General features: G+C 55.6%; 17 protein-coding genes. 11 read left to right on the top strand and 6 right to left on the bottom strand.

The window, feature by feature from the left end; translation table 11 throughout:
* Window positions 1-329: 329 nt before the first annotated feature.
* The 3 genes from C173_RS30050 to C173_RS30040 are packed head-to-tail and all read left to right on the top strand — an operon-like array spanning window position 330 to window position 2,255.
* A complete protein-coding gene (locus tag C173_RS30050; RefSeq protein ID WP_036732308.1) occupies window positions 330-527 on the top strand; it encodes a hypothetical protein in 198 nt (65 codons plus the stop codon).
* On the top strand, window positions 520-1,779 hold the full coding sequence (locus C173_RS30045; RefSeq protein ID WP_036732306.1) for a DNA polymerase IV: 1,260 nt from the start codon (window positions 520-522) through the stop codon (window positions 1,777-1,779). The genes C173_RS30050 and C173_RS30045 overlap by 8 nt, the downstream gene beginning before the upstream one ends.
* Complete coding sequence (locus C173_RS30040) at window positions 1,776-2,255, top strand: hypothetical protein (protein WP_036732304.1); 480 nt, start codon at window positions 1,776-1,778, stop codon at window positions 2,253-2,255. The genes C173_RS30045 and C173_RS30040 overlap by 4 nt, the downstream gene beginning before the upstream one ends.
* Window positions 2,256-2,261: 6 nt before the next feature.
* On the opposite strand, the gene C173_RS30035 is transcribed toward C173_RS30040, so the two are convergent.
* The 3 genes from C173_RS30035 to C173_RS30025 all read right to left on the bottom strand — a co-directional run bounded on the left by C173_RS30035 (window position 2,262) and on the right by C173_RS30025 (window position 5,475).
* Window positions 2,262-2,666 (bottom strand): GNAT family N-acetyltransferase, encoded by a 405-nt coding sequence (locus C173_RS30035; protein WP_036732302.1) that lies wholly within the window; start codon window positions 2,664-2,666, stop codon window positions 2,262-2,264.
* 185 nt (window positions 2,667-2,851) lie between these two features.
* Window positions 2,852-4,666 (bottom strand): alpha-glycosidase, encoded by a 1,815-nt coding sequence (locus C173_RS30030; RefSeq protein ID WP_081751412.1) that lies wholly within the window; start codon window positions 4,664-4,666, stop codon window positions 2,852-2,854.
* Between the two features lie 110 nt (window positions 4,667-4,776).
* Window positions 4,777-5,475 (bottom strand): SOS response-associated peptidase, encoded by a 699-nt coding sequence (locus C173_RS30025; RefSeq protein WP_036732300.1) that lies wholly within the window; start codon window positions 5,473-5,475, stop codon window positions 4,777-4,779.
* Between the two features lie 113 nt (window positions 5,476-5,588).
* On the opposite strand from C173_RS30025, the gene C173_RS30020 reads away from it, so the two are divergent.
* The 6 genes from C173_RS30020 to C173_RS29995 all read left to right on the top strand — a co-directional run bounded on the left by C173_RS30020 (window position 5,589) and on the right by C173_RS29995 (window position 16,153).
* The gene (locus C173_RS30020) at window positions 5,589-6,059 is read left to right on the top strand and encodes a DUF523 domain-containing protein (RefSeq protein WP_036732298.1); all 471 of its coding nucleotides are present in this window, start codon (window positions 5,589-5,591) and stop codon (window positions 6,057-6,059) included.
* Window positions 6,060-6,190: 131 nt separating this feature from the next.
* The gene (locus C173_RS30015; protein WP_036732296.1) at window positions 6,191-7,342 is read left to right on the top strand and encodes a cysteine desulfurase family protein; all 1,152 of its coding nucleotides are present in this window, start codon (window positions 6,191-6,193) and stop codon (window positions 7,340-7,342) included.
* Between the two features lie 87 nt (window positions 7,343-7,429).
* Window positions 7,430-7,951 carry a PRC-barrel domain-containing protein gene (locus C173_RS30010; RefSeq protein WP_036732295.1) on the top strand — a complete coding sequence of 174 codons (522 nt, stop codon included), beginning with the start codon at window positions 7,430-7,432 and terminating at the stop codon, window positions 7,949-7,951.
* A 14-nt stretch (window positions 7,952-7,965) separates the two neighbouring features.
* Window positions 7,966-8,175, top strand: a complete 210-nt coding sequence (locus C173_RS30005) for a hypothetical protein (RefSeq protein ID WP_036690502.1) — start codon at window positions 7,966-7,968, stop codon at window positions 8,173-8,175.
* A 243-nt stretch (window positions 8,176-8,418) separates the two neighbouring features.
* On the top strand, window positions 8,419-12,972 hold the full coding sequence (locus C173_RS30000; RefSeq protein ID WP_051478652.1) for a carbohydrate binding domain-containing protein: 4,554 nt from the start codon (window positions 8,419-8,421) through the stop codon (window positions 12,970-12,972).
* 208 nt (window positions 12,973-13,180) lie between these two features.
* The gene (locus C173_RS29995; protein WP_200869607.1) at window positions 13,181-16,153 is read left to right on the top strand and encodes a GH36-type glycosyl hydrolase domain-containing protein; all 2,973 of its coding nucleotides are present in this window, start codon (window positions 13,181-13,183) and stop codon (window positions 16,151-16,153) included.
* A gap of 5 nt (window positions 16,154-16,158) precedes the next feature.
* Here the strand turns inward: C173_RS29995 and C173_RS29990 are convergent, their stop codons facing one another.
* Window positions 16,159-17,766: a response regulator gene (locus tag C173_RS29990; RefSeq protein ID WP_036732293.1), complete on the bottom strand. Its 1,608-nt coding sequence runs from the start codon at window positions 17,764-17,766 to the stop codon at window positions 16,159-16,161.
* Window positions 17,744-19,492, bottom strand: a complete 1,749-nt coding sequence (locus C173_RS29985; RefSeq protein WP_051478650.1) for a sensor histidine kinase — start codon at window positions 19,490-19,492, stop codon at window positions 17,744-17,746. Before C173_RS29985 ends, C173_RS29990 begins: the two co-directional genes overlap by 23 nt.
* A gap of 84 nt (window positions 19,493-19,576) precedes the next feature.
* Between C173_RS29985 and C173_RS29980 the strand changes: the two genes are divergently transcribed.
* The gene (locus tag C173_RS29980) at window positions 19,577-21,166 is read left to right on the top strand and encodes an extracellular solute-binding protein (RefSeq protein WP_036732292.1); all 1,590 of its coding nucleotides are present in this window, start codon (window positions 19,577-19,579) and stop codon (window positions 21,164-21,166) included.
* Window positions 21,167-21,446: 280 nt separating this feature from the next.
* On the opposite strand, the gene bglS is transcribed toward C173_RS29980, so the two are convergent.
* On the bottom strand, window positions 21,447-22,136 hold the full coding sequence (bglS, locus tag C173_RS29975; protein ID WP_036732455.1) for a beta-glucanase: 690 nt from the start codon (window positions 22,134-22,136) through the stop codon (window positions 21,447-21,449).
* A gap of 228 nt (window positions 22,137-22,364) precedes the next feature.
* Here bglS and C173_RS29970 point away from each other — a divergent pair, with 228 nt between their 5' ends.
* On the top strand, window positions 22,365-23,432 hold the full coding sequence (locus tag C173_RS29970; protein WP_036732291.1) for an AI-2E family transporter: 1,068 nt from the start codon (window positions 22,365-22,367) through the stop codon (window positions 23,430-23,432).
* Window positions 23,433-23,674: the final 242 nt, after the last annotated feature.

The following is a 23,674-nucleotide window of genomic DNA, read 5'->3' as shown; positions in this document are numbered from 1 at the left end:
CTACAGGCGGCCAGGGCTAACAAAAAAACGAAAATGAGAGTCGATTGGAGACTCGCTTTTAGAAGCATGGACGTTCTCCTTTGAGGGGGTATGACATTATTCAATATTACCTCCTTTTGGGTTTCAGTTCCAGCTAGTGAATGCGGTGGAATTCCTGTTTGTTCCAGCTTTTCTCTATCTCTAAATGTTCCTTCCCGGTTCTAACTATCTCCGACTCAGCATACCCTATCTTAACGGGAACATTTGTTCTATTTTACCATTGCTTAAAAATCTTAATCCTGGTTATAATACAAACAAATGTTCTTACTTAAGCCCGGAGGCGATTAGTCATGAAGATGAGCATCGGCCAAACCATAGAAATGATATACCTGGACAAAGCGGGCCAGATTACGCAGCGGAAAATTGAAGTGCGCGGCATTCGTGACGGCCGCATACGTGCCACCTGTCTGAGTACCGGCCAGCCCCGTGTATTCCTAACCGCCAATATTCTGTCGTGGCATCCGGTACGGGGGCGGAGGTATGCCTAAGGACCGGATTATTCTGCTCTCGGACTGCCAGTCCTTCTATGCCAGCGTCGAGAAGGCGGCCCATCCCGAATATGCGGATCAGCCTGTCGCTGTGGGTGATCCGTCGCGGATGAACGGGATTGTGCTGGCCGCCTGCCCGCTTGCGAAATCCTATGGCGTAACTACCGCATCACGCGTGGGCGAAGCCCTGACGAAATGCCGGGATCTCGTGGTCATCCGGCCGCGGATGGGGACGTATATTCAGGTCTCGCTGCTGATCTCAGAGATCTACCAGGGGTATACCGATCTGGTAGAGGCGTTCAGCATTGATGAGCAATTCCTGGATGTGACCGGTTCTCTGCGCGTGTTCGGAGGGGATTTGCCGGAGCTGATTCACTCGATCCAGCAGCATGTTCTGTTATCTACCGGAGTGTGGACCCGGGTGGGCATCGGCCCGTCCAAAATCCTCGCTAAAATGGCCAATAATTTCGCCAAGAAGAAGGCAGGCGGAACCTTCCGGCTGGATTACGATAATCTGGACACAGAGCTATGGCCGCGCCCGGTGCATGAAATGTTCATGGTGGCGGGCCGGATGACCAAGAATTTCTACCGCATGGGTATTTCGACCATTGGAGACATTGCCCGGATGGAGCTGGGCGAGCTGAAGCGGAGAATGCGCACCACGCTGGGTAAGCAGAGCGATATTCAAGCGGAATATTATTGGCAGACCGCACGCGGCATCGATCCCAGCCCGGTGGTGACCGGGATACGCCATGAGATGAAGTCCGTCGGCCACGGGAAGGCGCTGCGCTGGAATCTGTATACCCGGCTGCCGGAGATTGAGGTGGTGCTGCTGGAGCTGGTGATTGAGGTCTGCCGGCGGGCGCGGAAGTACCGATACATGGGAGCTGTGGTGTCCGTTGCGGTAGTGGAGACAGACGGCAACACCTCGAATGCCTACAGCCGGCAGACGACACTGCCGGAGCCTTCGTCGTTAACCCATGAGGTGGCAGCGGCTGCCTACCGTCTATTCGTAGATCATTGGAGCGGCTTGCCGATTAGCCGGCTGGCTATCTCTATATCCCAGCTCACGGATGACAGCGTGATGCAGCTGACCTTGTTCGACGACCGGATACGAAGCAGTAGCAGAGAACGGGCTATTGATCAGATTAAGAACCGGTACGGAAGCGGGGCGCTGATTCGCGCGTCTTCTTTGCTGGAGTCTGGGGTAGCTCTGGAACGGGCGCAGCAGATTGGGGGGCACTATAAATGAGCAAGCTAGACGGAAACGAGCGGTGGAAATCCAAAATGTTAATGACAGAGCATGTCCAGCAGTATGAGCAGAAGCAGGGGACAGAGGGCAGGAAAATGATTACGGTAGAGGAGCGGACGATGGTGCGTGACCTCATTCTGCTTCCTTACCTCGATACGATGGTCAGCAAAAGTCTGAAGGAGCTTGAGCTGTCCAATAGTATTCTTAAGCGGGCTTTCATGCTCGCCGGCCAGGCGATTCAGCAGCGTATTATGCAGGATACCTACCAGCTCCAGAAGGAGCTGAAGCAGCATAATATCCGGGTGCTGGCCGATGAGCAGGAGGAGTTCCTGGTGTATTACAAAATCTTTTGCCGGGGCTATCAGGAACGCTTCGGACTTACCCGGGATGTGATGCGCACCGAGATCAGCCTGCGGCTGACCAGGTACACGGCGGAGCTTGGAGCCGGTCTGAAAAACCAGCATTTGAGCAGTTAGTATCAGCTACAGCGCTTTGGTGAAGAAAATCTCTAGCGGCTCATTATCCGGCAGCAGGCAGCCTGAGTCCCGGTAGCCCAGTTTCCGGTAGAAATGCTGTGCCTCTTCACTCGCCATCGAGGAGGTCATAACCTGCTTATGGCCCATGGCCTGCATCGCTTGCTCCCAGTGCTGCACCGCCTGTCTGCCGAAGCCTGCGCCGCGATAAGGCTCATCAATCCACAGCAGATTCATGAAGGGGATCTGGTCCCAGAAATACCCGTACCGCAGCCAGCCAATGTCCAGGCTACCCTCGCTCAGAATGTAAATCTCCTGCTGGTTTATTTTAGAGAGAAGAAGTGAGTTCAGGATATGGTGGTCACGGCTTGCGAGATAATCATAATCGGCTTCGGTTGCGGTTCTAATGTCCATGCGGCGATTCTCCTGTCATTGTATAGTGTGTGAAGAACGATTGTCCTTACAAAAGTATACCACCTCCGGTAGTCCGGTTCGGTGTAACAAACAGCTATAAACAAACAAGCCCCTTCCCGGGGCTTGTCTTTGATTGGCCCGAATGTATGCCAAAAACAGCATACATTGTGCCGGTGCGCAGGTAATCAGGCTTCGCCGCCAGCTTGTCCGCTATACAGAATCCGGTATTCCAGCGGCTCCAGCGTCATGCGGATTTTCTCCCCATCCTGCTCCACAGGCTCGCCGCTCAAGGCATCCTGCCAAGTGCCCTCACCCAGTGATTGCGTAAGCGTCAGCGGTTCAGCGGAATTATTCATCCAGACTGTGAAGCGGGTGTGCTCATTCCAGCGTTCATACACTAGGGCCCGGCTGCCCGGATCACTCCGCAGGAAGCGGAACTGGCCGGTGCGCAGCACCTCGTGCTCTTTGCGCAGGGCAATGAGGCTCTGATAAAAGCGCAGCAGCTCACGGTCCTGCCGGTCCTCTTCCCAGATCATACATTTGCGGCAGTCCGGGTCGTCTCCGCCGGTAAGTCCGATCTCGTCCCCATAGAAGATGCACGGCGTTCCGGTGAAGGTGAAGAGGAAGGTGACCGCAAGCTTCAGCCGCCCCTTGTCTCCGCCGAGCCGGTTAAGCACTCTCGGGGTATCATGGCTTGCCAGAAGATTGAACAGCACCTCATTCGCCTGCCGGGGATAACGCATGAGCAGCCCGTAGATTTGAGCAGCGAAGGTTCCGGGATCAACCTCCTCGTCGGTCCCGAAGAACTTCAGCAGCCGGTCAGAGAAGGGATAGTTCATTACCGAATCGAACTGGTCGCCCTGCAGCCAGCTGAGGGAGTCGCTCCACACCTCGCCGATGATGAACGCTTCCGGGTTAATTTCTTTGACCGCCTTGCGGAAATCCCGCCAGAATACATGGTCCACCTCATTGGCTACATCCAGCCGCCAGCCGTCGATGTGTACCTCCTTGAGCCAGAATTTGGTGATATCCAGCAGATAATCTCTGGCTTCCGGATGGGCAGTGTTGAGCTTGGGCATTCCGCTGAAGAAGCCGAAGGTATCATAGTTGGCCTTGCCGTCCAGCACCTGAACGGGATAATCATGGACATGGAACCAGCCTGCGTATTTGGAATCCGCTCCATGCTCCAGCACATCCTTGAACGGTGCGAACTCGGAGCTGGTATGATTGAAGACGGCATCGAGGACCACCTTAAGCCCTTTGGAATGGGCGAGATCAACCAGTTGCTTGAGCTTATCAAGATCCCCGAAGCTGGCGTCAATCGTTCCGTAGTCAACGGTGTCATATTTATGGTTGCTGGGAGCCTGGAAGATCGGGGTCAGATACAGCGCCGTTACGCCAAGCTCGGCAATATAATCCAGATGGTCAATCATCCCCTGCAAGTCTCCGCCAAAATAGCTGTCGTGGGTGGGCGGTGCCCCCCATTCGAGCGTCCCTTCGGGGTCATTCGCCGGATCTCCGTTAGCGAAGCGGTCCGGCATAATCTGATAGAAGACCGCAGATTTCGCCCATTCGGGAACCTGGAGCAGGTCGGCCTCATGAAGGTAAGGCATTTCGTAGTAGCCTCCGGCAGGCTCGGGCAGCCCGTCTGTAAAGAAGCCGGATTCTAGCATCCATACGGTTTCCTGATCGGTTTCCAGCCGGAAGCCATAGGAGAAACGTTTGAATTCGGGGAAGATCTCTGCTTCCCAATAATCGAAGAAGCTGTCGGTAGCCACCTTGCGCATGCTCAGCTCCTGATGATGCTGCTCCCAGTCGTATTTATCGCCGATCAGGGCAAATACCCGGTCTACATTGTTTTTTTTGCTGCGGATTCTTAAGTGGTAGGTGTCCTTGTTATAGGCATACGCCCATCGCCCCTGCGTTGAATGATAGAGACATTCCAGCTCGATGGAGGCGCCGGATGAGCTTAAGGACACTGCTTGTCTGCTGGGAGCCATATGAAATTCCTCCTGGGATACGTATTGTGGATGGATATTATGAGGTATGAGCTTTAGTTAATACCCTGGGACCGGAGGTTTCAAACAGCAGATATTTCACCAGGCAGCAGTCAAAATAGGGTGCCCTGCACCGGCTCCGGCCCGGCTCTGCGGATCAGCTCCGGGTAGTCACTCCGAGCATTGCCTACGGCTGGGGAGACGGGATAAGCCATCATCTGTTCCGCATCGTAAGGCCGCAGCAGCTTCATCAGGTCGGGAATATTCCGGTTGCTGCGCTCCAGCCACTGCGCTTCCCCGTCTGCATCCAGAATGACCGGCATCCGGTCATGGATGTCTTTCATGAGAGTGTTCGGAGCGGTGGTGATAATTGTGCAGGTGGAGATTCTGCCGCCGTCCGGACTGGTCCAGATATCATACAGTGCAGCCATGGAGAACAGCTTACCGTCCCGCATCGTGATCCGCATCGGCTGCTTGCCGCCTTCCAGGGTCTTCCAGTCATAGAAGCCGTCTGCGGGAATCACACAGCGGCGGGAGGCCACCAGCCCTTTGAATGAAGCCTTTTCCAGCAGCGTTTCACTGCGTGCATTGATTAGCTTGGCAGCGTTCTTGTCCTCCTTGGACCAGGAAGGGAGCAGCCCCCAGCGGAGTTCTCCGAGCTTATTCTGTGTGCCGTCATGAATAACCGCAGCAATATGCTGCATCGGAGCCGCGTTATACCTTGGCGCATATTGGATGAGCGGATGCTCCCGGATGAAATACTTGGCGATCAGCTCCTCCAGCGTTACCGTGATCGTATATCTTCCGCACATTTTGTCTATGCCTCCCTGGGTAGTTTATGGTTTACAGACCGAACAGCTTGTCTTAGCATTATATTAGAATTATATAAGATGAGACTGAAGATTGCGAAGGGGGACGGCAGCACATGATTATCGTAAGCTCCTGCCTGGCAGGAATGAAGGTCAGATATAATGGAACCGATTGTCTGGAGCAGGGCATCCGGCAATTGCTGGACAGCCGGCAGGCGGTTGCAGTATGCCCCGAGCTGCTGGGCGGCTTCTCTACCCCGAGAGAACCGGCAGAGATTATAGGCGGCAGCGGCAGAGATGTGCTGGAGGGGCAGGCCCGGGTGGTTGACAGAACAGGGAATGATGTAACCGCAATGTATATAGAAGGCGCGCATGCCGCGCTGGAGCAGGCACGCAGCTTAGCTGCCACGCTTGTTGTCCTTAAGGAGAACAGCCCTTCCTGCGGCAGCTCAAGGATCTATAACGGAGAATTTGCGGGCGGGAAAATCCCCGGAGAAGGGGTGACCACAGCCCTCTTGCGGCTGCATGGTATTGAAGTGATCTCCGAGGAGCAGCTTGCCGCGCGGTTGCCGGAATTAGAGGGCTGATCGGGAGCGCCAACCATGGACAAATGTTACAATATTGTGTTTATTAACAGGTGGTAAAACAGGCAGTTCAGCAGTATAATCTAGTAGTCCTGTAAGAAAATCCTGAATTTCAAGAAGTGGAGAATTTCGTTATGAAACCCATCTATTTGGACCACGCCGCCTCAACACCGGTTCATCCGGAGGTGGCAGCGGTTATGTATCATATGCTGTTGAACGAGTACGGCAATGCGTCCAGTGTGCACCAGTTCGGACGGTCTGCCAAGAGAATTATAAATGGGGCGCGCGATAGAATCGCGGGCTTTTTGGGCTGTTCCCCTGAGGAGTGGGTGTTCACAAGCGGCGGCACGGAGAGCGATAATCTCGCCCTGTTCGGGGCGGCCTATGCTTCTGCTTCCAAGGGTAGACATATCATTACTACAGCGGTTGAGCATCATGCAGTGCTGCATACCTGCGCGGAACTGGAAGGGCAGGGCTTCGAGGTCACCTATCTTCCTGTCGATTCTACCGGCCGTGTCTCTTTGGAGGATGTAGAATCGGCTCTGCGCGAGGATACAGTACTGATTAGCATAATGTATGTGAATAATGAAGTGGGAACTGTACAGCCTATAGAAGAGATTGGCAGATTAGCGGCCGAACGGGGTGTGCTTGTGCATGTAGATGCTGTACAAGCTCTGGGAACGCTGCCCCTGGTGCTCCGCGATCTGCCGGTAGACTATATGAGCTTCTCGGCCCACAAGATCGGAGGTCCGCAGGGGATTGGAGGCTTGTACGTCCGGCGGGGGGCGCCGCTTATGCCAAGACAGCATGGCGGACTTCAGGAGCGCGGCCGGCGGGCGGGCACGGAGAGTCTGGCTCATACCGCCGGGTTCGCCAGAGCCGTTGAACTGGTTGTACAAGGGCTGCCGGGTCATCATGAGCAGGCTCTGGAGCTCCGCAGAACACTGCTGGAAGAGCTGGACAAGCAGGTCGGAGCAGAGAGATATGTCGTCAACGGAAATGAACAGCATACGGTGCCTGGAATTCTGAATATCAGCTTCCCCGGGGCCAAGACAGATGTGCTGCTGATGAACCTGGACATGGAACGGATTGCGGCAGCCAGCGGCTCAGCCTGTACATCAGGATCTCTGGAAATCTCGCATGTTCTGCAGGCGATGAAGCTTCCGGAAGAACTTTTGAACTCTGCGATTCGCTTTAGTACAGGTTTGGGTAATACTAATGAAGAAATGCAGGTTGTGGCCCAGAAAGTTGGAACCGTTTTGAACCGGCTGCGTACAAAAGACTAGGTTTTCGTGCAGTCTGGCAGACGTTCGGGAGGTCTTTGGCCCATGGGACCCGTATGCAATACTTAAGGTGAGGGGACTTTGGATACCATGAAGCTTCAAGATATGATTGGCCTCACTGTATATGAAGTTGAAGAAGGTACGGAAGTCGGTGAAATAATCGACATTGGACTGGATTCAAACTGGAATATTACGGGTATTGAACTGGAAAGTAAATCTTTTTTTGGAAGGCTTGTGAAAGTTGTGGCATGGGATAATATTGCCGCTTATGGCGAAGATGCTGTCATGATCCGCAATAAAGAGTCGATTGTTAAGGTTGACGCTGACCATATATCCTACACTTTCCTCTTGGGAAAGAACAAATTGAAGGACAGGCAGGTGCTTACAGCATCGGGAACGGTGCTTGGGCGAATATCGGATGTTTATTTTGACCAAAAGTTGGGAAACACAATAGTAGCGCTGGAAATCAGTGACGGGCTTGTAACTGATTTGATCGAAGGCCGCAAATGGCTGCCTTGTTCTGAAGAGATGACTATCGGAGAGGATTCTGTACTGGTTCCCGCGATGAGTGAAGAACGGCTCCAAAATGCCATTAATATTGTTAACGGATAGGTGGAATGTATTATATGAAGTGTCCAAACTGCAACTCCAAGGATATCGGCAAGATCGGCTCCCACCAGTTCTATTGCTGGGGCTGTTTCATCGAACTAACGGTCAACGGCGAGAAAATGTCGGTGTATCAGGTTGAAGAGGATGGCACGCTCAGCTCGCTTGACGATCTGTTCTCGGGTGAAGAGGTTGCACAGGATTTCCCGCAAATCCACGCCTCCTCTTGAGCATTGCCTGATTCATAACCGGCTAACAGTTACATAGATTCGCCGTGCCCAAATACCGGGCGGCTCTTGAAGCCGTCCGGTATTTGGGCTTTTTGCCGTCTGCAAAACAACACTACGAAAGTTGCATCTTTGTTATAAGGGCTAAGGAATTGGTATGTCGTCTCCGGGACACGGACCCTATACTGAAATCGACTGGCACGGGGCCAGAATTCAACAAGGTTCTACACGAGGGGGAATATTCAGATGTACCGCAAAGGAATATCGAAGCTTCTGATTGCCGGATTGCTGCTGTCAGGAATTCAGCTTCCGGGAACTACAGGAATAGCGCAGGCAGATAACGGGAAAGACGCAGACAGGCTGTCTGCATGTACAGGACAGGCAGATGCAGCCCGGGCGGCAGGGTTCACCGATATGAAACAGCACTGGGCGTCGGCTGCAGTGAACAAGCTGTCAGCCGCAGGAATTCTGCAAGGGGACGAGGCAGGACAATTCAGACCGGGAAAAGCGGTCTCACGGGCAGAGATGGCCGCCATCATCAGCCGCGTGTTCCGTTATTCGGATTCGGGCAGCACTGTGTTCAGTGATGTAAGCGCTTCTTCCTGGTATGGCAAGGATGTAAGCCGCGTGAATGCCGCAGGCGTTATTCAAGGCTACGCGGACGGCCGGTTCCAGCCGGGATCGGCGGTCACCCGCCAGGAAGCTGTAACCATGCTGAGCCGGGCGTTCACGCTGGAGGCGGGCTCCCCGGGTGCGCTGGCTGCACAGTCAGATGCGGCAGTGGTCAGCGGCTATGCCCGGGAAGCCGTGAGTGCGATGCTGGACGCCGGTTACCTGCGCGGCGATGCGGACGGCAAGCTGAATCCCAAGGCGCAGATGACCCGGGCCGAGCTGGCCGAGCTGCTGAGCCGGATGGTCGGGTGGATCAGCTCAGGCGAGGGAAGCCAGAAGCTTGGAGCCGTGTCCGGCAATGTGATTGTCAACCGGGCGAATGTGCAGCTCGAAGGCGGCCCGGTCAGCGGCAATCTCTACGTCACAGCCGGAGCAGGGGAAGGGGAAGTCTCGTTCTCGGGCATTAAGGTGCAGGGAACGGCACATATCTCAGGAGGCGGTGACCATTCGGTGGTGTTCCGCCAATCTACCCTGGGACAGATCAAGCTGAATAAGCTTACCACCCTGGTAAGGATGGTACTGGAGGATGGCAGCACCGCAGCGCGCATTGAATTGCTTAAGCCGGCGAAGGTGGAGATCGGAGCGGGCTCACGCGCAGAGACTGTGCTCATTGGCGCAGGCGCTGCAGGATCAGAGATCGTGAGCCGGGGGCAGATCGGCCGGCTTGAGAACCAGGCAGATCGTGTGCTGCTCAACGGCCAGGCACTCAAGTCCGGCGAGACGCTTCGGGACTTGTCCGGCACGGGAGCTACAGCGCAGGCAAGTGCCAAGGCTACCACTGCCCCGGCCCAAGCGGGCGGCGGAAGTGCAGGCGGTGTCACACCAGCGCCAAGCTCAACACCTTCACCAGCGACGCCGGTGCCGACAGCGGCGCCTGCTACCACACCAACCCCAACGCCGGCCCCGACTCCGCCAACCCAGAACAATCCATGGGAGCTGGTGTGGAATGACGAATTCGACGGCCAGGCCATTGATGAGGGCAAATGGAATGTACAGGATACCGGCACGGTGTACAATAACGAGCTGGAATATTATCACCCGGACAACGCTTCGCTTACGACAGAGAGCGGGCAGAGCGTACTGGAGCTGGAAGCCCGGAAGCAGGCTTACGGCGGGAAGAATTATACTTCAGCCAAGCTGACCTCGAAGATGAAGGGCGACTGGACCTACGGCAAATTTACCGTGCGGGCCAAGCTGCCGGTTCAGCAGGGCATGTGGCCAGCCATCTGGATGATGCCAACCGATGACGAGACGCAGTATGGACCTTGGCCGGGAAGCGGCGAGATGGACATTATGGAATTGACGGGACCGGTTGCCGGCAAGGCAGAGGCGGATCTCTATCCAAGAACGGTCCATGGCTCGATTCACTACGACATTCCGCACGCATCCCAGACCAAAACCTATGTACTGCCGGAGGGCCAGACCTTCGCGGATGATTATCACGACTTCACGCTGGAATGGCTTCCGGGCCTGATCCGGTATTATGTGGACGATGAAATGTATTTTGAAACCAAAGACTGGGGAACGATGGCCAAAGGCCAGCCGGATTACTATACGTACCCTGCTCCGTTTGACCGGCCGTTCTATATGATTCTGAATCTGGCCGTGGGCGGCGACTGGCCGGGTGATCCGAAGGCCGACTTCAAGTCGGATAAGATGTATGTGGACTATGTAAGGGTCTACAAGTACAAGAACCTGGACCAATGGCCGGATGTAACAGGCAAGCGGCCGATCGATCCGGGGCACTCGGCCCCGCAGCGTCCTGCCCTGGCAGACGGGAATCAGATCTACAACGGGGACTTCAAGGGTACTGTAGCAGCCCAGGGTCAGCCGGAATATTGGGAATTAATTGAGAATGAAGGCGGGAGCGGAACAGCCTCCGTCATTGATGATCAGGATAAGGGAAAGGCGGTGAAGGTTGCCGTCCATGAGGCCGGCAAACAGAATTATTCCATTCAGCTTGCGCAGAAGCCGCTGCTGCTGGAGCGGGGCAAAGCCTATAAGGTAACCTTCGATGCCAAAGCGGATGCAGCCCGGCCGCTGATGAGCAAGCTGACCGAATTCGGCGGCGGATGGACGGCTTACTCCGGGGAGCGCAATTTCCAGCTTACACCGGACTGGCAGCCGTATGAGTACAGCTTCACAATGGCCAAGGCTTCGGACAATAATGCCCGCTTTGAATTCAATCTGGGTCTGAACAACATTTCCGCCTACTTCGCGAATGTAAGAGTGGTAGAGACAGAAGCACCGCCGGTAGTACGCACCCCGCTTGCTGACGGCAACCTGATCTATAACGGAGGCTTCGATCTGGGAGAAGCGCGGCTCGGATATTGGAGCTTTGCCGTTAGGCAGGGCTCGGAAGCAGCGGCGAAGGCCAGTGTAACCAATACACTTGCCCTGCCGATGATGAAGCGGGAATTCCGGGCGGACGTGCAGAAGGCCGGAGGATCGCCGGAGGATGTGACGCTGACCCAGGCAGGAATTCCTGTGTCGGCGGCAGCCGTCTACCAGCTTGCCTTCGATGCGAGATCGGCCGAGGCGCAGCCGCTTGGCATTAAGCTGGCAAGCAGCGGTGGACAGACGGTCTATCCTGACGGAACCACCTTCACGTTGACACCGGAGTGGAAGAGTTATACAGCAGAAATTGAGCTGTCCGGCGGGTCCGGTACGGAAGCTGCATTATCGTTCCTTCTGGGCGCGGCTGCGGGACAGACCGAGCTTGACAATGTGCGTCTGGTACGGATGACCGATCCGCCAGTGCTCACTAACTACCTGCATCTGCGCGGAGACCAGTTCTGGAGCGCCTCAGGAACCGGCCTGATTCCGAGCGGTGAAGGAGGCAAGGATATCACGGATATGGATAAGGGCGACTATGTGGAATACAAGGTGGTACTGCCACAGGCAGGCAGCATTGTTCCGGTAACCCGTGTATCCAGTGTGCGCGCGGATTCGGAGCTTACCCTGTCCGTATTGGATGCCGGCAAGCAGAATGTGGTGACGGAATCTGTCTACAGCACGGCAGTAGGCGATACCGGAGGGCTTCAGTCCTACCGGGCGATCGTTGGAGCACCACTGGAGTTGCCTGCGGGAAGCTATTACATCCGTCTTGGCGGCAGCGGCTACAATCTGGCCTGGCTGGATCTGTCCCGCGAGCTGGTGGTGAACGGCAGCTTCAAGGACGCTTCCACCGACAACTGGACGCTATACAAGAAGGACTGGGATGACAATGACCCGGGGAAGAGCACTGTAATGAAGGCTGTGTATGGAGAACTGCAGGTTAGCCTCGGCGGAACTGGAACGGAGGCTTGGCATGCACAGGTGAAGCAACCGGGCATCCCGGTAGAGCAGGGCAAGAAATATCTGCTGCGCTTCGATGCGGATGCTTCGGTAGGCCGGGATATTAAAGCGCTGGTTCAGCATGACGGGACTGACGATGGCAACTGGACTCCTTATCTGGAACAGGAGCTGAGACTCAGCCAAGACGGCGGACACTATGAATATCTGTTCACTGCCCCGGCAACGGATCCCGCAGCGGTGCTCCAGTTCAGTCTGGGCAAGATCACCGAAGAGCTGGGAGCGCATACGGTCAACCTGAGCCATATCTCCTTGCTTCAGGTAAGCCCGGTGCTGGATGGTGAGGCTTACGGGGAGAATCTGATTCCAAACGGAGATTTCTCAGAGCCGCTTAAGGGCTGGAGCAGCTACTCCTCCGACAACGGGGAGTTAGCCATTGACAATGTGGATGGAGCGCTGCAGATCAAGGTGGGCTCCACCGGCACGAACACCTGGGACCGGCAGGTCTTTTATGAGGGAGTCGCTTACAACGAAGGTAATCATTATACACTTACCTTCAAGGCCAAGGCATCGGCTGAACGCAAAATGAATATCAGCATCGGCTGGCTGGATGTAGCAGACAATTACAACTGGCACGGGTATACGAGCAAAATTGTTGATCTGGGCAGTGAATATCAGGAATATACCGTAGAATTCGATGTTGCCGGAGGCAGCACCTCCATCGGCCGCATTTCCTTCGAGCTGGGGGATATCAAGGATGGCGGCACCGGGCATCTGACGGTGGACGTGGATGATATTGTGCTCACGAATAACGGGACAGCAGCTGCACCTTAAGCACCTTGAACATGCTTTGGATTTTGTTATTCAGGCTTACGATTTGGTATTTAGACTGGCCGCATACACTTCTATAATCATTACATGGAGAACGGGCAACCGTTCTTCATGCTTGTCCAGAACCTTCCCCAATTCTTCGGCCCAATGAGTATACATAACAGGGAATGAGTATCATCCAATAGAAAACAGGAAAAGAGGAGAACCATTCATGATGCTGAAATTCAATACCGCAAGAGCAGCGGCTGCTTCGCCTGAAGATATCCTGAGACAGGCATTCGCAGACCGGATAGACGAGGGCGGCCAGCTAAGCGCCGTCTTCACGGATTCCAGGTGCATCGGGGCTGTTGGCGTAGCGGGCCTTCCGCTTCGGCTGCCTGCCATTCAGGAGCTGCTTAAGCTCCCGGAGGTGGCAGCGCTGCTGCCGAAGGAGACTGGCGCATCGGCGCTGTTCACCGTGAATGATACAGGTACGGAGCTATCCCTGCATATCCGCCATGCCGGAAGACAGGAACAGGCAATAGCTATACCGGAGGCGGCTGCAAACGCGGCACTGGCGCAGCTTCAGGCTGCACCGGGCTGGGCTGGTGCCCTTAACGCTGAAGGCGAGCATGTGATTGACCTGCGTTCCCCCGTTCCGGGTCCGCACTTCGCGGTCAATCTGCTGCTGGGCAACCGGCTGGAGTTCCCTCATCCGCTCCAGACTACACCGAAGAGCGTGGTAGACCGCCTTGGCGGCGGCAGCTTCCGTTCCCATGCGGCTACCCAGGTGCTGGCGACCCGCTGGGATATGCGCCAGGAGGAGAACGGTTTCCCGGCCAACCGTCAATTCTATCTGTTCGAGGACGGGAAGCAGATCTTCTATTCCGCTGATCCGGGCGGAGAAGGCATTGAATCGGCGGTCTGCCGCCATTCACAGAATGTAACCATCATCACGTACCGCCTGTACGGCGGACTTGAGATTACGCGCACCATCTTCATTCTGCCGCATGCTGAGGGTCTGCCGCTGGCGACCGAGATGCAGCGCGTTACGATTACGAACCATGGAGAGAGCAGCCGCCAGCTTCGTCTGGTGTACACGGGCATGTTCGGTTCGGCAGCACCGGGCGCTCTGTTCGAGGATGTGCTGTATAGCAATGTTATTATGCAAGGCGGCGTATTGCAGGACGCTGATGGTGCCGTGGCTGCAATCAGCCCTGACTACTACCCGGAAGGCGGGCGTCATGATCTGCGCTTCCACACGATGATCATCCACGGGGAAGACGGACCGGTGCTGCCCCGCGAATATTGCGTCAGCTACAATGAGTTCGTCGGCACCGGCTCGCTTCACCGCCCATCCGGCGCGCTGAAGCTAAGCAGCATTCTGCACCGCAAGGGGCCGGGCTTCTTCGCGGTAGCAGGGGAGATTCAGGTTGCTGCCGGAGCCACGGCAGCAGTTGACCAGCTGACGGGCCTTGTCTCCGACAAGAGCGGTGCATCCTGGAGCGATACGGTACTGGAGGAAGAGGTAGGTGCGCTGATCGCCCGCTTCACAAGCCGCAGCTCGGCGGAAGAAGCTTTGGCGCAATCCCTGAAGTTCGTGCGGAATTACTCCAGGTTCCTGCAGGTATCCTCCGGGGACGCGGATTTCGACCAGTTCGTGAACCGTAATCTGCCTTTTCAGGTGCTCTACCAGAGCTTTGTCTCCCGTTCCTTCTGTCAGACCCAGAAGGGCTACCGGGAGATCGGCTTCCGTGAAATTCAGGATATGTATGCCTCGATGTATTATTTCGTCGGGATGGGCCGGGGCGGCCTCGTCAAGAGCCTGCTGAAAGAATGGACCAGCATGGTCTTCGAGCTGGGGTATGCGTATCACAATTTCTTCTGGGCCGGCAAAGAGCCGGGCAAATGGTCCGATGATGCGCTATGGCTGATCCAGGCTGTCTACCGTTATGTCATGCTGACCGGAGATTCGGAGTTCCTCGATGAGTCTTGTCCGGTAGCAGGCACGGACACAGAACGGCCGGTATTCGAGACCCTGAAGGCCATTATTGTCTATTCCGGACAGATCTCGATCGGACGCCACGGCCTGCCGCTGCTCGACTTCGCAGACTGGAACGACTGTCTGAAGCTCGATGACACCTACCTGAACGGCCCGGCCAAGGAAGCACTCTACCGGAAGCAGCTGGAGGCCGGCGGTGTCTTCGGGGATTCGCTGGAGAGTGATTATTCCGAGAGCGTCATGAACGCCTTCCTGCTGAAGGTGGCGGTCGATGAATTGTCCGCCCTGGCCGCCCGCAAAGGCGAGCAGGCGTATGCAGATGAGCTGACCGGCTTCGGAGCCAAGCTGCGTCAACGCATCCAGGAGCATGCCTGGAAGGGGGATTTCTTCGCCCGTGTGCTGTTCAACCGCTATGCGAACGGAGAATACACGTATCTCGGCGCTGCCGGGGACGGGATGTCCTCCGATCCGGCGAAGGACGGCTCGTACTTCCTGAATTCGTTCAGCTGGAGCATTCTGGCGGGCTGTGCAGATGAGAATCAGATCGCGGTGATGCTGGACACCATGAAGGCGCATCTGATGACGCCTTACGGCATGAAGCTGGTCTCGCCGGTGGCGCTGGGCCGGGTATCCACGCACACGGCATCGGATGAATACTTCCCGGGTGACCGTGAGAACGGCGGCGTATTCAAGCATGCCTGCATGATGGCTGCTGCGGCTATGTTCAAGGGGGCCAAGGAAGTATCCAGCCCGGATCTGGCAGCAGAGCTCTGCCGCCTGGGTTACTGGCTGCTGGACCGGATTATGCCGTTCAAGACGATGGATGATCCGTTTGCCGTCTGCGGGAATCCGCGGTTCTGCACCCAATACAACAACAGCGAGACTGGTGAGAACATCGGTCCGATGCTTAGCGGCACCTCGACCTGGCTCACCCTCTCGCTGATGGAAGCGCTGGGTATTGAATATACGGAGCAGGGCATAGCCCTGAGTCCGGTGCTGCGGGAAGAGCAGACGGAGCTTACCTACACCTTGAAGCTTGGCAGCTCCTCCTACCGGATTCAGGTCCGTAAGCCGGAGGGCTTCCACCGCATGCAGGATGGGGCAACCCGCCTGATGCTGGACGGCCGGGTACTGGAGGACGGCTTGGTACCGGCCGTAGATGACGGCTTCGCCCATGAGGTAGAGCTTATCTTCGCAGGCTGATGGAATTACAACGCCCGGTCACGGTATTCATGCGGGGTCATCCCCGCATATTCCTTGAAGAGCTTGATGAAATAATGGGCGTTGGAGTACCCGAGCTCCGAGGAAACTTCATAAATTTTGAGCGGCGTATGGATAAGCAGATACGCCGCTTTTTCCATCTTTACCTGACTGATGTAGTCGCTGATCCGCTTGCCGGTCTCCAGCTTGTACATTTTGGAGAGATAGACCGGATGCATCTGGACATGGTCGGCGATGGCCTGTAGGGAGACATAGTGCAGATTGCGGTTGATATACTCATGTACCTTGCGGATCAGCACGGTCCGGCTGTTCCGCCGTTCGGAATCCGTATGCTCTCTCAGCAGAAGGATAACCTCCATGGCCCACTCCCGCAGCTTGTCCGGCGTCTGAAAGGGAGCCTGCTCCAGCAGCGGATTGCCGACAATCTCGCTCAGCAGCTTGTTATTCTTGTGGGCGAAGTAATAGAAGGCCGTCTCCAAGTGCAGACGGGCTTCCTGGATATGCTCCAGTGACCGCTCGGGACTGTGGATCAGCTCCGATACGATAGCGTTCAGCTTATCTTCAATGCCCTGCCAGTTGTTCGCTTCGAACATGTGGAACAGCAGCGGAGGCTCATACAGCGGCTGGAGAATCTCCACGGGCTGGGAGCTGCTGTTATCCGTAGTATCGAGATAGATGCCGGTCTCGCTCCCGATATGCTGGCGGATGGCCGAGATGGCGGATTGATAGAGAGTGTAGACCTGATCCGGGAAGTCTCCCCAGCCGGTGGTCACCACGGACAGGCCGCCTCCCATCAGGGTACTGACATGATTCTGCAGCTGATAGGCAGCCTGGGCCACCTCATTTCCCGGATTGCCGCCATGTTCAAGATCCTCCCTGGGCTGCAGCAGGAATACGAGATAGTCATGCACATCCTTGCAGGACCAGATCAGGAACCGGTCCTGGAACAGCTCCTGGGCGATATTAATGATTGCATATTCAAACAGCAGCATGCTGTGCATATCCTGGCGGCGGAAGAATTCCTCGGGCCGGACCACGGCCAGACAGACCGGCTGTCCGGCCCTGAACGGCAGGTCGAACTGGTCCAGCCGCTCCTGAAGCTGCGGCCCGGGCAGCTTCCGTCCCTGCAGCAGCTCCCCGAGCAGGCGGTCCCGCAGAATGGGCAGATGCTCGCGGAAGGTCTGCATCGTCCGCTGGTGGGAGGACCAGGCCTCCCAGTCACTGCGCAGCTTCTCCTGCAGCTTACCGATGACGGCGATCAGTTGGTCATTGGCTATCGGCTTAAGCAGATAGGCACTGGCCTGCTCCTCAATGGCCTTGCGGGCATATTCAAACTCCGCATAGCCGGTCAGCATGACCACCCGGATATGCTTCCAGCGCTTGCGGATGGCGGCAATCAGCTCGGTGCCGGACAGCTCCGGCATATTGATATCTGTGACTACAATATCGATGGGATGACGCTGGAGCAGCTCCAGCGCCTCATACCCGGAATAAGCCTTGTGGACCTGTCCGAAGCCCATCTCCGCCCAGGGAATCGAAATGGACAGATCATCGACCACATAGGGTTCATCGTCAACCAATAGAATTTGGTGCATCAGGTTCCTCTTTCTTCTCCATACGGAGAGTTGTTATTAGACCGCCTTCCGGTGAAGGGGCAATCATCAGGCCGGAAGCCTCGCCGTAATGTAATTTGAGACGCTGCTGAACATTCCATAGCCCGCAGCCTCCATCCTCACGCGTAGTTTCGTTGATACGCGCCTGAAGTGCGGCAATGGCTTCCTCTGTCATACCGGCGCCGTTGTCCTCGACGGTAATGAGAATGGCTTCCTCGGTATGGCGGCCGGTGATCCGGATGGAGCCGGGGCCGATTTTTCGCTCAATGCCATGAATGATACTATTCTCTACTAGCGGCTGAATCAGCAGCCGCGGAATGTGCAGGTTCAGCAGCTCGCTCTCCATATCCATCTCGTAGCAGATACGCTGCTTCCGCAGGTTCTGGATCTTCAGGTAATTCTCCAGCAGCTTCAGCTCATCCTGAAGGGTGGTGAGGGAATGATCGACCCTGGTGATATAGCGGTAATATTCGCCTAAGCTGAGTGCCATCGCCTCCACGGACTCGGTATCTCCTATGGCGGCCTTGCTCTTGATGAAGAACAGGCAGTTGTACAGGAAATGCGGATTGATCTGTGATTGAAGCTGCTTCAGATGGGCATCCTTGGCCCGGAGCTGCTCCAGATAGACCTGCTCGATCAGCGACTGAATTTTCTCGGCCATATCATTAAATTCTTCATTAAGCAGCGTGAACTCCGGGTTGGTCCGGGTATGGATACGGGTAGACCAGCGCCCTTCCTTCATCCGGTTGAGCGAACGCAGCAGAAGGCTCACCGGACGCTGCACCTGGCGGTAGAGCTGCAAGGAGAAAAGCAGGCTCATCACCAGCAGGATAGCCGATCCTGTCAGGAAAGAAGAGCGGCTGCTGCGGATCGGCTCAAGAATCTCCTTAAGCGGTGAATAATGCACGACCTGCCAGTCGATGGCCGAGGAGGGCACCGAGCTGACCAGGAAGCTGCCCTGCTTAAGATCGAAGATGTCGGAGGTACTCTTCCCGGCCGTGATATTCAGTGCCGCGGTGACCTGCTCCGCCATCTGCCGGTCCGAACTCCGCGAGAGGATGACGCCGAATGACGGATGGTACAGGAAGGTGTCCCCCGTGTTCTGCGACTGGTAGGCATCGAACATCCGTTCAATATTGGAGACCGGTAAATACATGGACATCAGCAGCTGCGCCTCGCGCGGCCGGCTTGTTGCCTGGGCAGGGTCCGATAAGAGCAGCCGGAAGCCTGCCTCCGCACCGGCCCTATCCTCCGAGATATACTCCCAGCCCGCCGGGAGCGGCTTGTGCAGGACAGAGACATCGAAGGACAGCGAGGAATCCGAGCCCAAGGTCTCCCCGCTGAAGGGCTTGTACAAGACAATCCGGTTCTCCCACGTACTGGAGCTGGTCTGGAGGGACAGCTTCTCAAGCACCGTCATAATCGTCTGGGCGGGATCAATAAGATGGCCCAGCTGCGTAATCTGCTCATAATCGCGGATGGTGGGGTCTCGCTGCAGGGCATACATGCTGCCCGCCAGCTGGTTGATGTTGTTATCCATCTGCTGGGTCAGAAATTCCAGATGATTCAGGTCGGTGGTTTTGATCTGACTTGTAATGACTCCGACATCCTTACGGTAGGATGATCCGTAGAATAAGAGTGTGGCGGCAATCAGCGAGAGCAGGATTGCCACCATTTTAATGAACAGGTTGGGACGCCATGCCACCATAAAGATCATCCTTTGCAAGACATTTGCTGTAATATGGAGAAGTGTATCATAAGATTATGAACTCTACGAAAAGCAGGTGGTTACATGAAAGTCCGTTCACCGCTGTTCCTGCTGCTCCTGATGCTCCTGATGTTGTCGGGCTGCTCCTGGGACAGCACCGAATATAGTCAGCCGCCCGCTTCACCGCAGAGTACAGCCCCTTACTTCGATGTTAAGGAAGGCAAATATGATCCTCCGGTAGACCTGTATACCGTAGGCTCCGTGAACCCCAATCTGAACTTTATCAAAGGGGAGAGCCTGGAGCATAACGTACATACGGCCTGGGCCGAGAAGCGGCTTGGCATCCGCATCCGTTATCTCTGGACGATCTCCGGGACCTCAGAGACTTACGCCAACAAGCTGAGGCTGGAGCTGGCCAAGGGCAATATGCCCGACATCGTAACGACCAGAGATGCCGCTATTATCCAGGAGCTGATTGATTCAGGGCAATTCATGGAAGTCGGCGACCTGTTCGAGCAGCATGCGTCCGAGGTGTGGAAGAAGGCTGTTGCCGAGGATGCTTCGGCATGGAACCCCTTCATGCGCGGCGCGCACCGGTATGCCATTCCCATTATGGATTATGAATATAACTCCGATCCGCTGCTCTGGGTCCGCCAGGATTGGCTGGACAAGCTTCATCTGAAAGCCCCGCAGACCCTGGATGAGCTGGAGCAGGTCATGGATGCCTTCGTCAACCGGGACCCGGACGGCAACGGAATCAAGGATACCTACGGCCTGTCGGTCGGATTCCGCAACGGCCCCAGCACTTGGATGGGAGACAGCAGTTGGGTGTTCGGCGCCTACGGTACGGTTCCTGAGCAGTGGAACCGCCGGAGTGACGGCACTCTGGAATACGGCTCCATCCAGCCGGGGGCAAGGAAGGCTGCCTTGCTCATGAAGCAATGGGTACAGCGCGGTTATCTGAGCGCTGACAGTGCCTGGCTGGATGAGGAGGGGGCGGCGAATCAGTTCATCTCCGGCAAGGCGGGCATCATTGCCGGCCCCTACTGGATGCGCGGCTGGCCCCTGTCCTCCTTGACCAATAGTGACGCTGAGGCGCACATCCGGGCAATTGCCATCCCTTCGGGGCCAGGTGGGCTCACCATGAGAAGAGGGACCCTGCCTGTCAATGGTGCCATTCTGATTAATAAGCAGATGAAGCACCCTGAAATCTTTTTTACGTATCAGAATTATTTGTTCGATTCATACGCTACTTCGACCGGCGAGTTCGCCCATGGCCTTGCGGAGGGCTATGACTGGTCCATGGCGGGCGGCCAGCCGAGCGCCCAATCTTCGGCGCTGCCGCTGGGCGGCATCCGGGTAGCCTCGTACACGCTAACCTTCGACGGGGCCCGGATTCCCTCCGGGGTCATCCGGGAGATTCCGAAGGACATTGCCCCTGTGCTGCTGGGCCAGAAGGAGGCTTCCCGAAAGGAGCAGTTCACGGGACCTCCGACAGCGACGATGAAGCGTGACGGCGAGCTGCTGAAGAAGCTGGAGCAGAAAAGCTTCATCAAAATTATCTTCGCGGACAGCCCGCTTGAAGAATTCGACGAATTCGTGCACAAGTGGAACACCTACGGCGGACTTACCGAAACCATGGAAGTCAATGCCTGGGACCGCAGCAGCCGCTAAATACCGCAGGGACAAGAAACCGCCTCTATAATAAGGCGGTTTCTTGTCGTAGATACGCTTGGGTGCTTCTGCCTATTTGCCTGGCGGCGGCCCCACCCGAATCTGTTCCTCCTGTGCTGTATTCTTGCTATATATCGTACAGAAGGACGGCAGCAGCCGCCATACCAATGTGGCGATTGGAATAACAAATATTGAAGATGAGCCGCCATGGTCCGCATAGACAAAAGGACCCCGGCGGATGCCGCTTGCGCACCGCCGGGGTCCATCTCCTGCCTGCAAGTTAGTTGCCTGTGAATTTCAGCCAATCGTAATAGGCGTACAGCGGGTTTGCCCCGTTATAGGAACCGAGCCAGGAATCCACACCCGTTCCGTTCCAGAGGTTCATCATGATTTTACCGGGCCGGGAGGGGATGTTGCTGGTGGCCGTATGCTTCAAGACCCCGTCTACATACCATTTAATATAACCCGGCTGCCAGTCGAAGGCGTACGTATGATAGCTCTGGGAAGCATCGAAGCCGAGATTGACAATCTTCTCGTGACCGCCAACACCATTGGTGTAATAGTTGAACTGGACCTTGGTGGTGTCCTTGCCGAGGAACTCAATATCGATCTCGTCCCAAGGCGTGCCGTCTGAAGGCCCGGTGTAGGTGAAGAAGGAGGAGACAATCCCGCTGTTCTTGGCCGGCTTCATACTGACCTCGTATTTGCCGTAGCCGTACTTGTACACAGAGCGGTACTCCGCGCCGTCAAATTTATTATTGCTGGGACTGGTCAGGGCCAGACGAAGCTGTCCGCCACTGGTGAAAGAGATGTTATTCGCACGCCAGGTACAGTTGAACATGGAGCCATTCGAGTAGCCGTCTGCTTTTTGCCAGGTTGCGGGGTTGAAGTAGGTCAGTGGCTCATCAAAGACGGTGGCCGCTGAAACGGACGGAGCTCCTGTCAGCAGACCGGCAAGCAGCAGGGTCATCCCTGCACCGAATAGCTTGTGTAGCGTTCTCCTCATATACAATACCCTCCTCAATAATGTAAGCGTTTTACACTATGATTGTAGCGAACCTTGAGCCCGGCCACTATACCAACCTGCGAACTGAAATAACAAAAAACCAATTTTTTGCAGAGCGGAGTATTTCATTCCCCTCCCACACATACTAATATGCATGATGGTTAAGGGCTGTACACGTTCAGGAGGGAGATTATGGAGGAGTGGTTCCGCAGTAAATGGCTCCGCTGGATGATCGGCGTGCTGCTCTCACTGATTATTCTATATTTCGTCTGGCTGCTCCGTCCGATGCTGAATGGGGTATTCCTGTTTCTAAAAGCGATCCTGGCCCCGTTCCTGGCTGCCATGATTATCTCATATGTACTGAATCCGGTGGTCACTATGCTCTCCCGGAGAAAAATGCCGCGCAGCGTAGCCGTCCTGCTGATCTATGCGGTGTTCCTGACCTCGCTTGCGGTGATTCTGATCAATCTGATCCCGATGTTCATTGAACAGCTGGAGGAGCTTAACGAGCATTTGCCGGAGATGACCCTGCACGCGCAGGGGCTGATGAAGGGCATGAATTCCAGACTGATTCCGCCCGGGGTGGAGACGGGAATGAATAACTGGTTCTATCAGCTGGAGAACCGCCTGGCCGAAGGCATCTCCCACTTCCTTAATAATATCGCTTCGACCATTGGCGTGCTGTTCAACGCATTCATTGTGCCTTTTCTCGTGTTCTATATTCTGAAGGACTTCGAGGTATTCGAACGGATGGTGGTATCCTGTCTGCCCCGTTCGCGCCGCAAGTCGATTGTGATGCTGTTAAAAGACATTGATGAAGCGCTCGGCAACTATATCCGCGGGCAGTTTCTCGTCTGCATCATCATCGGCGTGCTCGCTTATATCGGCTACGCGATTATCGGCATGCCTTATGCGCTGTTGTTCGCCTGTGTTGTCGCGGTATTCAACATTATTCCTTATATGGGTCCGTTTCTGGGGGCGGCCCCGGCCATTATAATGGCCACAACCTTGTCGTGGCGCCTTGTCCTGCTGGTGGCGGTGGTGAATACCCTGTGCCAAATGCTGGAGAGCAACGTGATCTCTCCGCAGGTTGTAGGACGGAAGCTGCATCTGCATCCGCTGCTGATCATCTTCGCGCTGCTGGTCGGCGGGGAGATTGCCGGAATGATCGGACTGATTCTGGCCGTTCCTTTCTTCGCTGCCGCCAAGGTGGTCATTCAGCATATCATCGGCTATTATATCCGCAGAAGGCCGGCATAAAGCAGCCGTAATTCATCCCGTCACATGCAGGAACAAGGGGACTTGCGGCTACTTCGGGTGAAAGGATTGACGGTACATGTATCTTTTGGTTATAATGTGGTGAATATTACGATAAGAAGAGTCATTCATAGCAGTGCGATGAAGAGGAGTATTAATTCGTGAGACCGTTATTGCAGAGAGCCGGCACCCCAGGTGCGAGCCGGTTAACGGACCGCAGTGAACTCACCTCCGAGTAATGGCGC

Source organism: Paenibacillus sp. FSL R7-277, assembly GCF_000517965.1.
Lineage (GTDB): Bacteria > Bacillota > Bacilli > Paenibacillales > Paenibacillaceae > Paenibacillus_AQ > Paenibacillus_AQ silagei.
This window is presented reverse-complemented; position numbering and strand designations above follow the sequence as displayed.

Coding starts and splice junctions, on each gene's coding strand:
- C173_RS30005 (WP_036690502.1), top strand. CDS start 7,966: ATGAAGTGTCCAAACTGCAACTCCAAGGATATCGGCAAGATCGGCTCC.
- C173_RS29980 (WP_036732292.1), top strand. CDS start 19,577: ATGAAAGTCCGTTCACCGCTGTTCCTGCTGCTCCTGATGCTCCTGATG.
- C173_RS30030 (WP_081751412.1), bottom strand. CDS start 4,666: ATGGCTCCCAGCAGACAAGCAGTGTCCTTAAGCTCATCCGGCGCCTCC.
- C173_RS30000 (WP_051478652.1), top strand. CDS start 8,419: ATGTACCGCAAAGGAATATCGAAGCTTCTGATTGCCGGATTGCTGCTG.
- C173_RS30020 (WP_036732298.1), top strand. CDS start 5,589: ATGATTATCGTAAGCTCCTGCCTGGCAGGAATGAAGGTCAGATATAAT.
- C173_RS29970 (WP_036732291.1), top strand. CDS start 22,365: ATGGAGGAGTGGTTCCGCAGTAAATGGCTCCGCTGGATGATCGGCGTG.
- C173_RS30025 (WP_036732300.1), bottom strand. CDS start 5,475: ATGTGCGGAAGATATACGATCACGGTAACGCTGGAGGAGCTGATCGCC.
- C173_RS30010 (WP_036732295.1), top strand. CDS start 7,430: ATGAAGCTTCAAGATATGATTGGCCTCACTGTATATGAAGTTGAAGAA.
- C173_RS30015 (WP_036732296.1), top strand. CDS start 6,191: ATGAAACCCATCTATTTGGACCACGCCGCCTCAACACCGGTTCATCCG.
- C173_RS29985 (WP_051478650.1), bottom strand. CDS start 19,492: ATGGTGGCATGGCGTCCCAACCTGTTCATTAAAATGGTGGCAATCCTG.
- C173_RS30045 (WP_036732306.1), top strand. CDS start 520: ATGCCTAAGGACCGGATTATTCTGCTCTCGGACTGCCAGTCCTTCTAT.
- C173_RS29990 (WP_036732293.1), bottom strand. CDS start 17,766: ATGCACCAAATTCTATTGGTTGACGATGAACCCTATGTGGTCGATGAT.
- C173_RS30040 (WP_036732304.1), top strand. CDS start 1,776: ATGAGCAAGCTAGACGGAAACGAGCGGTGGAAATCCAAAATGTTAATG.
- C173_RS30035 (WP_036732302.1), bottom strand. CDS start 2,666: ATGGACATTAGAACCGCAACCGAAGCCGATTATGATTATCTCGCAAGC.
- C173_RS29995 (WP_200869607.1), top strand. CDS start 13,181: ATGATGCTGAAATTCAATACCGCAAGAGCAGCGGCTGCTTCGCCTGAA.
- C173_RS30050 (WP_036732308.1), top strand. CDS start 330: ATGAAGATGAGCATCGGCCAAACCATAGAAATGATATACCTGGACAAA.
- bglS (WP_036732455.1), bottom strand. CDS start 22,136: ATGACCCTGCTGCTTGCCGGTCTGCTGACAGGAGCTCCGTCCGTTTCA.